Genomic DNA, 12,965 nt, shown 5'->3' with positions numbered 1-12,965 from the left:
CCCTCAGGGGAGAGGGTGAGGGGCAAGGCTCAAGGTTCACCATATAGCCCAATCAGCCGCCGCACCACACCATTCGTCCAGCCGAAGCCATCCTGCAACGGATACTCCCCCCCGCCACCTTCGCGTGGCGTGCTGCTGGCGATGTGGTACTTCTCAATCAGCTTATGATGGGTTTTGTAGTAATGGTTCACCGTATGCAGCCAGCTCCAGGCGATTTCATCTCCCAGCGAGTCATTGCCGTACTGTTTGAACCCCTGGATCGCCATCCACTGTAGCGGTGCCCAGCCGTTCGGCTTGTCCCACTGCTCACCTGTTTCATATTCGGTGGCGAGAATACCGCCCGGGGTGAGCAGACGTGCTTTAACGGCATCGGACAGCCGTTCAGCCTGCTCATGCGTCGCCATGCCCACATACAGCGGCACAATGCTGGCCGCAGAGAACAGCGCCAGGGCTTCACGCCGCCAGTCGTAATCACGATAACAGCCGTTCTCTTCGTCCCACAGATAGCGGTTCACCGCCGCACGCCGGTCGCTGGCTTTCTGGCGGAACAGTTCAGCCGTCTCTTTATCCCCTTTCGACGCTGAGATATTGGCGATAGCGCTCTCCAGTTTGAACAGGAACGCGTTTAAATCGATGGGGATAAACTGCGTCGTGCGGATGCTGGCCAGCCGTGCAGGATCGCGCAGCCAGCGGGACGAGTAATCCCATCCTGAGGCCGCCCCGGCGCGCAGGTCGCGATACACCTCGTTTGGCGGACGACCAGAATGACGGGCGGTTTCAACGTCCTCAATCCACGATTCATCCCGAGGCGTATCGCGATCGTCCCAGTAACGATTGAGCAACGAGCCGTCCGGCATACGTACCGCACTGCGATAGGCCTGATTGAGCAGCAGCGACTCCGCCCCGTCCATCCAGAAGGCGTACTCCATCTTTAGGTGCTCAAGATAGCGCTTCGCCCCGCGCACGCCGTCCTCTTCAAACAGCTCCACCATCAGCGCAAAGACGGGCGGCTGGGAGCGGCTGAGGTAGTAGGTACGGTTGCCGTTCGGGATATGCCCGTAGCGCTCAATAAGCCAGGCGAAGTTATCGGCCATACATTTCAGCAGATCGTTACGTCCGCTCTCAGCAAGCCCCAGCATGGAGAAGTAAGAGTCCCAGTAGTAGGTCTCACTGAATCGCCCGCCGGGCACAATATAGGCCTGCGGCAGCGCCAGCAGCGACGACCACGGGATGTGATCCTGCGGCTCGCGCGTCAGCACTGGCCAGAGATTATCAATATGTTCTTTCAGTGAGAGGCCGGGATCGGAGATGTACTCCTTGCTGTAGTCCTCCGGTAGCCAGAAGTGATTCTCAACAAAGCGCGCCAGGTCAAAATCACGATGACGACGCACCTTGCGATAACGGATCAAAATATCCAGCGGATCCATTTTCGGCGCACAGTCGGGAAAGGTTTTGCTGTCGGCAAACAGCCGCGACGACTGGACGTGTTCAAACAGTTCAAGGTAGCGGTCTGCGGGCGTCAGGGCATCGGACGCCGGCAGTCCTTCAATCATTTCCGGTTCCGGCTCTGCCTCGATCATCTCATCCAGTTTTAACTCACAGGGATCGGTTTCGTAGCACAGTTCTTCTGCAATTTCGAACTCGATATCCTCAGCAGTCTGTAGTTTCTGGTTGAACATGGTGTTCAGGACCTCCGGTTTTTGTCGTAACAAATACGGGTTTTTCCCGGCTATCTTTTAAGCGTAGACATTCGCTTCGGTTAATGCGGTGCGAAGTGTGCGGTAGATCACGCTTTAAAAATGGATTTAAACACGCTGAAAACCTGATATCACTTTGATTATTAAACCGTTAAATGAGAATCTTTGGATATACAGCAGGAATAAAATTCAGAGCATTCGGTATTCTGCATAACGCAGGGATTAGTGCGCCTGTCGCGCATCGCCTGAAAGGCTGTTGGCGGTTTGATTGGCTTTCTGGCTGGCGCCTTCGCTTTTATCCATTGCCTTGCTGGCCGCTTTTTCCGCATGGGCGGCGCTGTACGCAGCCAGATGGGAAATCACGATGGCGTAAATGCTCATTAATGACACCCAGAGAATACTGTTTTTCCACCACAGCAGGGTGGGAATAGTCAGTATCGCCCATACCAGCGCGAGGACAAGGTGCATTTTAGCCATCAATTTTGCGGTGATCTTCACGTGCATTTTCATATCTCTAATCTTTATCCGTTGTAACAGGCAAACGCATAGCGCTTTCTAAGATTAGTTAATTCCACCGCGTGGAGCGGGTTATTTTGTTACCGTTTGTACATCTCGTTGGGTTTACCCGTCTGGGTATAAAAAAACCGGCCAGCTGGCCGGTTTACGTTCCGATCAGACGGATCAGCGCATGGTCACAAACTCTTCCGCCGCCGTCGGGTGGATCGCGACGGTGTTATCGAAGTCTTTCTTCGTTGCCCCCATCTTCAGCGCCACGGCGAAGCCTTGCAGGATCTCGTCCATGCCGAAGCCAATGCCGTGTATGCCGACGATTTTCTCATCCGGGCCCACGCAGACCAGCTTCATACGACATGGCTGACGGTGCGAGGTCACTGCGGTATACATCGCGGTGAACGCGGATTTATAGACTTTCACCTGGTCGTCGCCATACTGCTCGCGCGCCTGCGGTTCGGTTAAGCCAACGGTGCCGATTGGCGGGTGGCTGAAGACCACGGTCGGGATGTTGGTGTAATCCAGATGTTCGTCAGGCTTGTTGTTAAACAGACGTTCGGAGAGACGACGCCCCGCGGCCACGGCAACTGGCGTCAGTTCTACGGCACCGGTGTTATCACCGACGGCATAAATGCCCGGTACGCTCGTATTCTGGAACTTATCGACAACGATGTAGCCTTTTTCGTTGGTTTTCACGCCCGTCGCGGCCAGATTGAAGTTGTCATTTGCCGGCTCACGACCAATCGCCCAGATCAGGCAATCAACGGTCTGGCTCCGGCCATCTTCCAGCTCCAGCGTCAGGCTGCCGTCCGCATTTTTCACCACCGCTTTCGGCACCGCGTTGGTGTGCAGGGTTGGGCCTTCGGTGTTCATCACTTCAACCAGCGTCTCGACAATCAGCGGGTCAAAGCTGCGCAGCGGCGCGTGTTTACGCACGAACAGGTGGGCTTCCGCGCCCAGGCCGTTAATCACGCCCGCCAGCTCTACCGCAATGTAACCCGCGCCAACCACGGCAACACGCTTAGGCAGGGCAGGCAGTTCGAAGAAACCGTCTGAGTCGATGCCGTATTCCACGCCCGGAATGTCCGGGTGGCTTGGACGGCCGCCGGTGGCGATCAGGATATGATCGGCGGTGATCGTTTCACCGTTCACTTCGATCGTTTTCGCGTCCACAAAACGGGCGAAGCCGTGGATAACGTCGACGTTATTTTTACCCAGTACGTTGTCGTACGAGGTGTGAATACGGTCGATATAGGCGTTACGGCTGGCGATCAGCTTGTCCCAGTCAAAGTGATTGATGGTGGTGTCAAAGCCGTAATCCGGGCCGTACATATGAATCGCTTCGCGGATTTGCGCCGCGTGCCACATCACTTTCTTCGGTACACAACCCACGTTCACGCACGTGCCGCCCAGCGCTTTAGCTTCGATCAGCGCACATTTCTGGCCATACATGGCCGCGCGGTTGATGGAGGCGATGCCGCCGCTGCCGCCGCCGATTGCGATGTAGTCATAATGCTTAGTCATAGCTTTTACCCTTAATCGTGAATTGCCGCGATTGTATACCTGAAATCAATAGTTTCCACCGATGGCTGCGATTACTCCGGCACGATCCAACTGACGGTGGCGTGGCCTGTACCGGCTGGCACCAGCGTTTTGTGCAGCCACGGCAGCACGTTGTTCATCTGTGCTTCCAGCTTCCACGGCGGGTTAATCACAATCATGCCGGAAGCGGTCATGCCTCGCTGGTCGCTGTCGGGGCGCACCGCCAGTTCAATTTGCAGGATTTTACGAATGCCGGTCGCTTCGAGGTCTTTGATCATGCGTTTAATTTGCGCGCGCAGCACCACCGGATACCACAGGGCATAGGTGCCGGTCGCAAAGCGTTTGTAACCTTCGTTGATGCCGGTCACCACCGCCTGATAGTCGGTTTTGATTTCGTATGGCGGGTCGATCAGCACCAGGCCACGGCGGGAAACCGGCGGCAGCTTCGCTTTCAGCTGCTGGTAGCCATCGGCTTTGTCCACGCGGGCGCGGTTATCTTTCTGAAACTCAGAGCGCAGCAGCGGGAAGTCGCTCGGGTGCAGCTCGGTCAGCTGGAGGCTGTCCTGCTCGCGCAGCAGCTGGCGGGCAATCAGCGGTGAGCCCGGGTAGTACCGCAGCTGGCCGTTGCGGTTGAAGTGATTCACCACGCCGATGTACGGCTCCAGCTCGGCAGGCAGATCGTCCTGCTGCCAGATACGCGCTATCCCTTCCAGATATTCACCGGTACGCTCGGCATGCTCGCCGCTCAGCTGATAACGACCCGCGCCCGCGTGGGTGTCCAGATAGAGAAACGGCTTATCTTTCTCTTTGAGCGATTCGATGATCAGGCTCTGAACGGTGTGTTTAAGGACGTCGGCATGGTTGCCAGCGTGGAAGCTGTGGCGATAACTGAGCATGGGTAATGATTTTCCGCTGAATTGACGATTTGCCACAGTTTACAGCAGAACGGCACAGATTACCCGTAGGCCCGGCAAGCGCAGCGCCACAGGGCGTTTTTCGCCAACCTTCGGCATTGAAATCCTCTACACTTAACCCCATTACTGAACATTATGCGCAGCGCCGGATGCGCGCTTCATTCACCTATTTCAACAGGACAGCGTTTATGACCAATCCATTACTGACGCCTTTTTCGTTGCCGCCGTTTTCTAAAATCCTCCCTGAGCATGTGGTTCCAGCCGTTACCCAGTCGCTGGACAACTGCCGCGCGGCGGTAGAAAGCGTGGTGGCGCAGGGCGCGCCGTACACCTGGGAAAATTTGTGTCAGCCGCTGGCCGAAGTGGACGACGTGCTGGGGCGCATCTTCTCCCCGGTGAGTCATCTGAACTCGGTGAAAAACAGCCCGGAACTGCGCGAAGCCTACGAGCAAACCCTGCCGCTGCTCTCGGAGTACAGCACCTGGGTTGGTCAGCACGAGGGGCTGTACAAAGCGTATCGCGACCTGCGCGACGGCGACCATTATGCCGGGCTAAACACGGCGCAGAAAAAATCGGTCGATAACGCCCTGCGTGATTTCGAGCTGTCCGGGATTGGCCTGCCAAAAGAGAAGCAGGTTCGCTACGGTGAAATTGCCGCTCGCCTGTCCGAGCTGGGCAACCAGTACAGCAACAACGTCCTCGATGCCACCATGGGCTGGACGAAGCTGATTACCGATGAATCCGAACTGGCCGGTATGCCGGAAAGCGCGCTGGCGGCCGCGAAAGCGCAGGCCGAAGCGAAAGAGCAGGAAGGATACCTGTTAACGCTGGATATCCCGAGCTATCTGCCGGTGATGACCTACTGTGACAATCAGGCACTGCGTGAAGAGATGTACCGCGCTTACAGCACTCGCGCCTCCGATCAGGGGCCGAATGCGGGCAAATGGGACAACAGCCCGGTGATGGCGGAGATCCTCGCCCTGCGCCACGAGCTGGCACAGCTGCTGGGCTTCGACAGCTACGCGGATAAATCTCTTGCCACCAAAATGGCCGAGAACCCGCAGCAGGTACTCGACTTCCTGACCGATCTGGCGAAACGCGCCCGTCCTCAGGGTGAAAAAGAATTGGCTCAGCTGCGCGCCTTTGCGAAAGCGGAGTTCGGCGTGGATGAGCTTCAGCCGTGGGACATTGCGTACTACAGCGAAAAACAAAAGCAGCATCTCTACAGCATCAGCGACGAACAGCTGCGCCCGTACTTCCCGGAAAACAAAGCCGTTAACGGCCTGTTCGAAGTGGTGAAGCGCATCTACGGCATCACCGCGAAAGAGCGAACCGATATCGACGTCTGGCATCCGGACGTGCGCTTCTTCGAATTGTATGACGACAAGAATGAGCTGCGCGGCAGCTTCTACCTCGATCTCTACGCGCGTGAGAATAAGCGTGGCGGGGCGTGGATGGATGACTGCGTCGGCCAGATGCGTAAAGCCGACGGTTCCCTGCAAAAGCCGGTCGCTTACCTGACCTGTAACTTTAACCGTCCGGTCAATGGCAAACCTGCGCTGTTCACTCACGACGAAGTGATCACCCTGTTCCACGAGTTCGGTCACGGTCTGCACCACATGCTGACCCGCATCGAAACCGCAGGCGTGGCCGGTATCAGCGGGGTACCGTGGGATGCGGTCGAGCTGCCAAGCCAGTTTATGGAAAACTGGTGCTGGGAGCCGGACGCGCTGGCGTTTATCTCCGGTCACTATGAGACCGGCGAACCTCTGCCGAAGGAACTGCTGGATAAAATGCTGGCGGCCAAGAACTACCAGGCGGCGATATTCATCCTGCGTCAGCTGGAGTTCGGCCTGTTTGATTTCCGTCTGCACGCCGAATTCAGCCCGGAACAGGGGGCGAAAATACTTGAAACCCTGGCCGAGATTAAGAAACAGGTTGCTGTGATTCCCGGGCCAACCTGGGGCCGCTTCCCGCACGCGTTCAGCCACATTTTCGCAGGCGGCTACGCGGCGGGCTATTACAGCTACCTGTGGGCCGACGTGCTGGCGGCGGATGCTTTCTCCCGCTTCGAAGAAGAGGGGATCTTCAACCGTGAAACCGGGCAGTCGTTCCTCGATAACATCCTGACTCGCGGCGGTTCTGAGGAGCCAATGGTGCTGTTCAAACGCTTCCGTGGTCGCGAGCCGCAGCTGGATGCGATGCTTGAGCATTACGGGATCAAAGGCTGATTGTTCGTGAAGATCTGCTTAGTAGATGAAACAGGCGCCGGAGACGGCGCCTTATCTGTTCTGGCGGCCCGCTGGGGGCTAGAGCACGATGAAGATAACCTGATGGCGCTGGTGATGACGCCGGAGCACCTTGAATTACGCAAGCGCGACGAACCGAAGCTCGGCGGGATTTTTGTCGATTTTGCCGGCGGCGCGATGGCGCACCGGCGCAGGTTTGGCGGCGGCCGTGGTGAGGCGGTAGCGAAAGCGGTCGGCATCAAAGGGAGCTACCTTCCGGACGTGGTCGACGCCACGGCGGGGCTGGGACGTGATGCGTTTGTGCTGGCGTCTGTCGGCTGTCATGTGCGAATGCTGGAGCGTAATCCCGTTGTCGCCGCGTTGCTCGACGACGGGCTGACGCGTGGCTACGCGGACCCGGAAATCGGCCCGTGGTTACAGGAACGGCTGCAACTCATTCATGCCTCCAGCCTGACGGCGCTGACCGATATCACCCCGCGCCCGCAGGTGGTCTATCTTGACCCGATGTTCCCGCATAAGCAGAAAAGTGCGCTGGTGAAGAAAGAGATGCGGGTGTTTCAGTCGCTGGTGGGGCCGGATTTAGATGCCGATGGCCTGCTGGAGCCGGCTCGTCAGCTCGCGACAAAGCGGGTAGTGGTGAAGCGCCCGGACTACGCGCCGCCGCTGGCGGACGTGGCTACGACCAATGCGGTGACCACGAAAGGGCACCGGTTTGATATCTACTCAGGTACACCGGAATAGTGCGGGCTGATGCTCTCACCCTAACCCTCTCCCACAGGGAGAGGGAACAAATATTAAAAACGGCAACCATGTTGCCGTTTTGTTTTTACCTTGTAGGCCCGGTAAGCGTTAGCGCCACCCGGCTTTTTTGCACTTACTCGTCTTCTTCGTCACGCAGTGGAACAATCAGCATGTCCACGTGAACGGTGTTGATCAGCTGGCGCGCTGACGACATCAGCTTGCTCCAGAAGTCCTGATGGTGACCACATACCACCAGGTCCATGTCATATTTCTTAATCGCATCAACCAAAACCTGGCCCAGGTCGCCGCTGCCGCTCAGAGTTTCGGTTATTGGGTAGCCCGCATTGGTGGAAAGTTCGCTCAGGGCGTGGTGTGTCTCTTCGGAGATGCGTTTCTGCATATCACCGAGATTCACGTCGATCAGACCGGTGTAGAGATCGGAGTAATTCACATCAACGTGAATCAGGGAAACTTTCGCGTTGTAGGGACGTGCCATGGATACCGCTTTATCAACCAGCACTTTGCTCTCCGGAGAGAGGTCTACCGCGATGAGAATGTGTTTGTAAGCCATAGTGTTACTCCTTCCTTAAGTTATCGATGACTAAATGGGAAAGCCGTCGTCTGATGCTTTCATTACGGCCCAGTTAAACATATTTTTCAAGCTTTGGTGTTGATAACGATTAACCTTGTGGCAAAAAAATTAACGGATCTCCTACACTATTTAATGAGCCGTTCGGATATTAAAACGCGAACCGGATCGACTTTTGGTCATTCTTTCACTGAACTGTCTGTCAGGGCATTGGGGTGCGGTAGCTCAGGAGCCTTGCTTCGTGGGCGGACGCCGGGGAGGATGTATGATTAGCACCGTCGCATTGTTTTGGGCGTTATGCGTGGTTTGCATAGTGAATATGGCGCGCTACTTCTCATCGTTACGTGCGCTGTTAGTGGTACTTCGTGGTTGCGATCCGTTGCTTTATCAGTATGTGGACGGTGGAGGGTTCTTCACCTCGCATGGACAGCCCAGCAAACAGATGCGACTGGTGGGATATATCTACTACCAGCGCTACCGCGATCACCACGATGAAGAGTTTATCCGTCGCTGCGAGCGCCTGCGTCGTCAGTTCATTTTAACCAGCGCCCTGTGTGGTCTGGTTGTGGTGAGTATGATTGCACTGATGATTTGGCACTGAGCATAAAAAAAGCGGGCCAGTTTCCTGACCCGCTTTTTGTCACCTCAGCCGATTAAATCAGCTTCAGCGAAATCCAGTACAGACCGCCAGACAGCAGGATGGACGCCGGAAGGGTGAACACCCAGGCCATCAGAATGTTGGTCACGGTTTTGCGTTGCAGACCGCCACCGTCAACAATCATGGTACCTGCCACGGACGAGGAGAGTACGTGGGTGGTGGATACTGGCATACCGGTGTAGCTCGCCAGACCGATAGATACCGCCGCCGTCATCTGCGCGGACATCCCCTGCGCATAGGTCATGCCTTTCTTACCGATCTTCTCGCCGATGGTGGTTGCCACACGACGCCAGCCAATCATTGTACCGATACCCAGCGCCAGCGCGACGGCCATAATGATCCAGATTGGCGCGTACTCAATGGTGTTGAGCATATCGCCTTTCAGTTTCTTCAGCAGACGCTTGTCGTCAGCATTCACCTCTGGCAGTTTCGCGACTTTATCGGTCACGTCAGAGATGCAGAGCATGATACGACGCAGCTGACCACGCTGTTCAACGGCCAGTTTGTCGTAGCTTTCGATATCACCCAGCATGCCTTTGGCGCGTTCCAGCGCGTTAATCGCGTTTGCCGGATGGCAGTGGAATTCGCCAGGCGCGGTGGTTGCACCGGCTTCCGGAGACGGGATCAGCTGATCAACGCCGGTTGCTTTTTTCAGCAGATCAGGATGCTGCTGGAAATAGGTCTCAACGTTGTTGACGGCATCACGGGTACGGGTGATTTCATAACCAGAGGCGTTCATGTTAACCACGAACCCTGCCGGTGCGACACCGATCAGAACCAGCATCACCAGACCAATGCCTTTCTGCCCATCGTTCGCGCCATGAGAGAAGGCCACGCCGATAGCGGAAATGATCAGCGCGATACGCGTCCAGAATGGCGGCTTTTTCTTACCGTCTTTCTTCTCACGCTCTGCTGGCGTCAGGTGGATACGTGCCCGTTTCTTGGTGTTGCTCCAGTAGCGACGCAGGATGAAAATCAATCCACCCGCAACCACCAGACCCACGATAGGGGAGATGATAAGAGAACCGAAAATGCCCAGAACTTTAGGCAGGTTCAGCGCATCAACGACGGATGTCCCGGTCATCAGGGCGTTCGTTAACCCGATGCCGATAATCGCGCCGATGAGGGTGTGAGAGCTGGATGCAGGCAGGCCAAAATACCAGGTACCGAGGTTCCAGATAATGGCAGCAAGCAGCATTGAGAACACCATGGCAAGGCCATGACCGGAACTCACGTTAAGCAGCAGATCCGTTGGCAGCATATGCACGATCGCATACGCAACGCTCAGTCCGCCCAGAAGGACACCAAAAAAGTTAAATACCGCCGCCATAACGACCGCAAGTTGCGATCGCATTGCGCGAGTGTAGATAACCGTTGCTACTGCGTTTGCAGTGTCGTGGAAGCCGTTGATCGCTTCGTAAAACAGAACAAAAACCAGAGCAAGCAATAATAAAAGCCCGGTATGTAAATCCAGGCCGGCAAACAAATGTAGCATAGGACGTTACGCCATTTTGAGGACATGAACGCGGCGCATTATCCAGGACAAATGCGCAACGGGCAAAGTGAAATATAGACTTTTTTTGACATACCACCTGATTTGAGAAATGTGCCTGAAAGGATAATCTTTAAATATCAATGAAATGGCTTTGTAATATCTTTTTACGCTGGTGCGACCACTGAGGAAACTTTACAATCCGCGGCAGTTAATGAAGAGGATTTTGACGTGGAAAGGTTTGATGCCGTAGTAATTGGCGCCGGTGCGGCGGGTATGTTTTGTGCGGCGATGGCCGGGCAAGCGGGTCGCCGCGTGCTGCTGCTGGATAACGGAAAAAAGCCTGGCCGCAAGATCCTGATGTCTGGCGGCGGGCGCTGCAACTTTACTAATCTATATGTTGAGCCTGCCGCCTATTTGAGCCAGAACCGACATTTTTGCAAGTCTGCGCTGGCGCGGTACACCCAGTGGGATTTTATCGAACTGGTGGGTAAATACGGTATCGCGTGGCATGAAAAGACGCTGGGACAGCTGTTCTGCGACGACTCCGCGCAGCAAATTGTCGATATGCTGGTGGCCGAGTGCGAAAAAGGCGGCGTAGTAATGCGCCTGCGCACCGAAGTGCTGGACGTCGCCCGTGACGAGCAGGGCTACACGCTGCAACTCAACGGTGAAACCGTCAGCGCCGATAACCTGGTGATCGCCAGCGGCGGCCTCTCGATGCCGGGGCTGGGTGCCTCACCGTTCGGCTATAAAATCGCCGAGCAGTTTGGCCTGAAGGTCCTGCCCACCCGCGCCGGTCTGGTACCGTTCACGCTGCATAAGCCGCTGCTGGAACAGCTTCAGACGCTCTCCGGCGTGTCTGTGCCGTCGGTCATTACGGCCGAAGACGGCACGGTGTTCCGTGAAAACCTGCTCTTTACCCATCGCGGACTCTCGGGGCCGGCGGTATTGCAGATCTCCAGCTACTGGCAGCCGGGGGAATTTGTCTCCGTCAACCTGGTGCCGGACTGCGATCTGGACGCCTTCCTCAACGAGCAACGCGCCGCGCACCCGAATCAAAGCCTGAAAAATACCCTGGCGATGCAGTTGCCGAAGCGTCTCGTGGAGTGCTTGCAGGTGTTAGGGCAAATTCCGGATGTTGCGCTCAAGCAGCTCAACAGCCGCGAGCAGGAAACGCTGGTGGAGACGCTGACGAACTGGCGCGTACAGCCAAACGGCACCGAAGGTTACCGCACGGCGGAAGTCACGCTGGGCGGCGTGGATACAAACGAACTCTCATCCCGCACGATGGAAGCCCGCAACGTGCCGGGTCTTTATTTCATTGGTGAAGTGATGGACGTGACCGGCTGGCTCGGCGGCTATAACTTCCAGTGGGCGTGGGCCAGTGCCTGGGCATGCGCGCAGGCACTGGCTGAAAAGAACGGTTAATATTTATTTCTTTAGCGTGCTGCGTCCTTAACGGGTTCACGCTTTTTATTGTGTGCATGGTGTTTTGTCTTCTTAAAAGGGTTGTCTATGTCAGCTGCTCATCTCGGTTTCCCGACGGAAACCGTTGTTGTTTTTGTGGTGATGGCCGTTGGGGCGATGTTTATCGACCTCTTCATGCACCGTCACGATAAGCCGATTTCGCTGAAAAGCGCGGTCATGTGGTCCATCTTCTGGGTCATGATGGCGATGGCCTTCGCCGGATTCTTATACGTGCACCACGGCGCGGAGATGGCCAGTCTGTTCCTGACCGGCTATGCGCTGGAAGAAGTGCTCTCCGTCGATAACCTGTTTGTGATGATGGCGATCTTCGCCTGGTTCGGCGTGCCGGATAGATATCGTCACCGCGTACTCTACTGGGGCGTGCTCGGGGCAATTGTGTTCCGCGGTATTTTTGTTGCCATCGGTACCAGCCTGCTGAGCCTGGGGCCGTATGTTGAGGTCATTTTTGCGCTGGTCGTCGGCTGGACGGCGGTGATGATGCTGAAGCGCAATGAAGAGAGCGATGAAGTAGAAGATTACTCCGGCCATCTGGCGTACCGCCTGGTGAAACGCTTCTACCCGGTCTGGCCAAAAATCAGCAGCCATGCGTTTATCCTGACCCAAAAAGAGGTAGATGCCGAACTGGAGAAGCCTGAAAACAAGGATGTAATGGTCGGCCGCGTGAAGAAGGCGAAGCGCTACGCGACGCCGTTACTGCTCTGCGTCGCGGTGGTGGAGCTGTCCGACGTGATGTTCGCCTTCGATTCCGTACCCGCAATCATTGCCGTCAGCCGTGAGCCGCTGATTATCTACAGCGCCATGATGTTCGCGATCCTCGGCCTGCGTACCCTTTACTTCGTGCTGGAAGCGCTGAAGCAGTATCTGGTGCATCTGGAAAAAGCGGTGGTGTTACTGCTGTTTTTCGTGGCGTTCAAGCTGGGGCTGAATGCGACCGACCACTTCTGGCATCACGGCTATAACATCGGTGCCACGGCAAGCCTGTTTGTGGTGCTGGGGGTACTGGCGCTGGGGATCATTGCGAGCATAATGTTCCCCGGAAAACGTGAGGCCTGATGTATCTCTTTTCTCCCTCTCCCTGTGGG

General features: G+C 56.1%; 11 protein-coding genes. 5 read left to right on the top strand and 6 right to left on the bottom strand.

Going from position 1 to position 12,965, the window contains the following annotated elements; translation table 11 throughout:
- Positions 1 to 29 precede the first annotated feature (29 nt).
- From G6Q29_RS18700 to G6Q29_RS18685, 4 genes are all read right to left on the bottom strand, one after another.
- On the bottom strand, positions 30 to 1,679 hold the full coding sequence (locus G6Q29_RS18700) for an alpha,alpha-trehalase (protein ID WP_165466597.1): 1,650 nt from the start codon (positions 1,677 to 1,679) through the stop codon (positions 30 to 32).
- A gap of 240 nt (positions 1,680 to 1,919) precedes the next feature.
- Positions 1,920 to 2,207 (bottom strand): hypothetical protein, encoded by a 288-nt coding sequence (locus G6Q29_RS18695; protein WP_006808564.1) that lies wholly within the window; start codon positions 2,205 to 2,207, stop codon positions 1,920 to 1,922.
- 171 nt (positions 2,208 to 2,378) lie between these two features.
- Positions 2,379 to 3,731 carry a glutathione-disulfide reductase gene (gene gorA, locus G6Q29_RS18690; protein WP_165466596.1) on the bottom strand — a complete coding sequence of 451 codons (1,353 nt, stop codon included), beginning with the start codon at positions 3,729 to 3,731 and terminating at the stop codon, positions 2,379 to 2,381.
- Between the two features lie 71 nt (positions 3,732 to 3,802).
- Positions 3,803 to 4,645: a 23S rRNA (adenine(2030)-N(6))-methyltransferase RlmJ gene (locus G6Q29_RS18685; RefSeq protein WP_006808562.1), complete on the bottom strand. Its 843-nt coding sequence runs from the start codon at positions 4,643 to 4,645 to the stop codon at positions 3,803 to 3,805.
- 206 nt (positions 4,646 to 4,851) lie between these two features.
- Between G6Q29_RS18685 and prlC the strand changes: the two genes are divergently transcribed.
- Complete coding sequence (gene prlC / locus G6Q29_RS18680; RefSeq protein WP_165466595.1) at positions 4,852 to 6,894, top strand: oligopeptidase A; 2,043 nt, start codon at positions 4,852 to 4,854, stop codon at positions 6,892 to 6,894.
- 6 nt (positions 6,895 to 6,900) lie between these two features.
- Complete coding sequence (gene rsmJ / locus G6Q29_RS18675) at positions 6,901 to 7,653, top strand: 16S rRNA (guanine(1516)-N(2))-methyltransferase RsmJ (RefSeq protein ID WP_165466594.1); 753 nt, start codon at positions 6,901 to 6,903, stop codon at positions 7,651 to 7,653.
- A gap of 133 nt (positions 7,654 to 7,786) precedes the next feature.
- On the opposite strand, the gene uspA is transcribed toward rsmJ, so the two are convergent.
- Positions 7,787 to 8,224, bottom strand: coding sequence for a universal stress protein UspA (gene uspA, locus G6Q29_RS18670; protein ID WP_003861223.1), 438 nt, complete (start codon positions 8,222 to 8,224; stop codon positions 7,787 to 7,789).
- A 283-nt stretch (positions 8,225 to 8,507) separates the two neighbouring features.
- Here uspA and uspB point away from each other — a divergent pair, with 283 nt between their 5' ends.
- Complete coding sequence (gene uspB / locus G6Q29_RS18665) at positions 8,508 to 8,843, top strand: universal stress protein UspB (protein WP_003861224.1); 336 nt, start codon at positions 8,508 to 8,510, stop codon at positions 8,841 to 8,843.
- A 52-nt stretch (positions 8,844 to 8,895) separates the two neighbouring features.
- On the opposite strand, the gene pitA is transcribed toward uspB, so the two are convergent.
- Positions 8,896 to 10,395, bottom strand: a complete 1,500-nt coding sequence (gene pitA, locus G6Q29_RS18660; RefSeq protein ID WP_165466593.1) for an inorganic phosphate transporter PitA — start codon at positions 10,393 to 10,395, stop codon at positions 8,896 to 8,898.
- A 228-nt stretch (positions 10,396 to 10,623) separates the two neighbouring features.
- On the opposite strand from pitA, the gene G6Q29_RS18655 reads away from it, so the two are divergent.
- A complete protein-coding gene (locus G6Q29_RS18655) occupies positions 10,624 to 11,823 on the top strand; it encodes an NAD(P)/FAD-dependent oxidoreductase (protein WP_165466592.1) in 1,200 nt (399 codons plus the stop codon).
- Positions 11,824 to 11,910: 87 nt separating this feature from the next.
- Positions 11,911 to 12,936, top strand: a complete 1,026-nt coding sequence (locus G6Q29_RS18650) for a TerC/Alx family metal homeostasis membrane protein (protein ID WP_165466591.1) — start codon at positions 11,911 to 11,913, stop codon at positions 12,934 to 12,936.
- Positions 12,937 to 12,965: the final 29 nt, after the last annotated feature.

Origin of the sequence: Enterobacter cloacae, from assembly GCF_011078175.1 — a bacterium.
In the GTDB taxonomy this organism is placed as follows: Bacteria; Pseudomonadota; Gammaproteobacteria; order Enterobacterales; family Enterobacteriaceae; genus Enterobacter; species Enterobacter cloacae_Q.
Note: the sequence above shows the minus strand (reverse complement) of the source record. Positions and strands in the feature narration are given on the sequence as shown.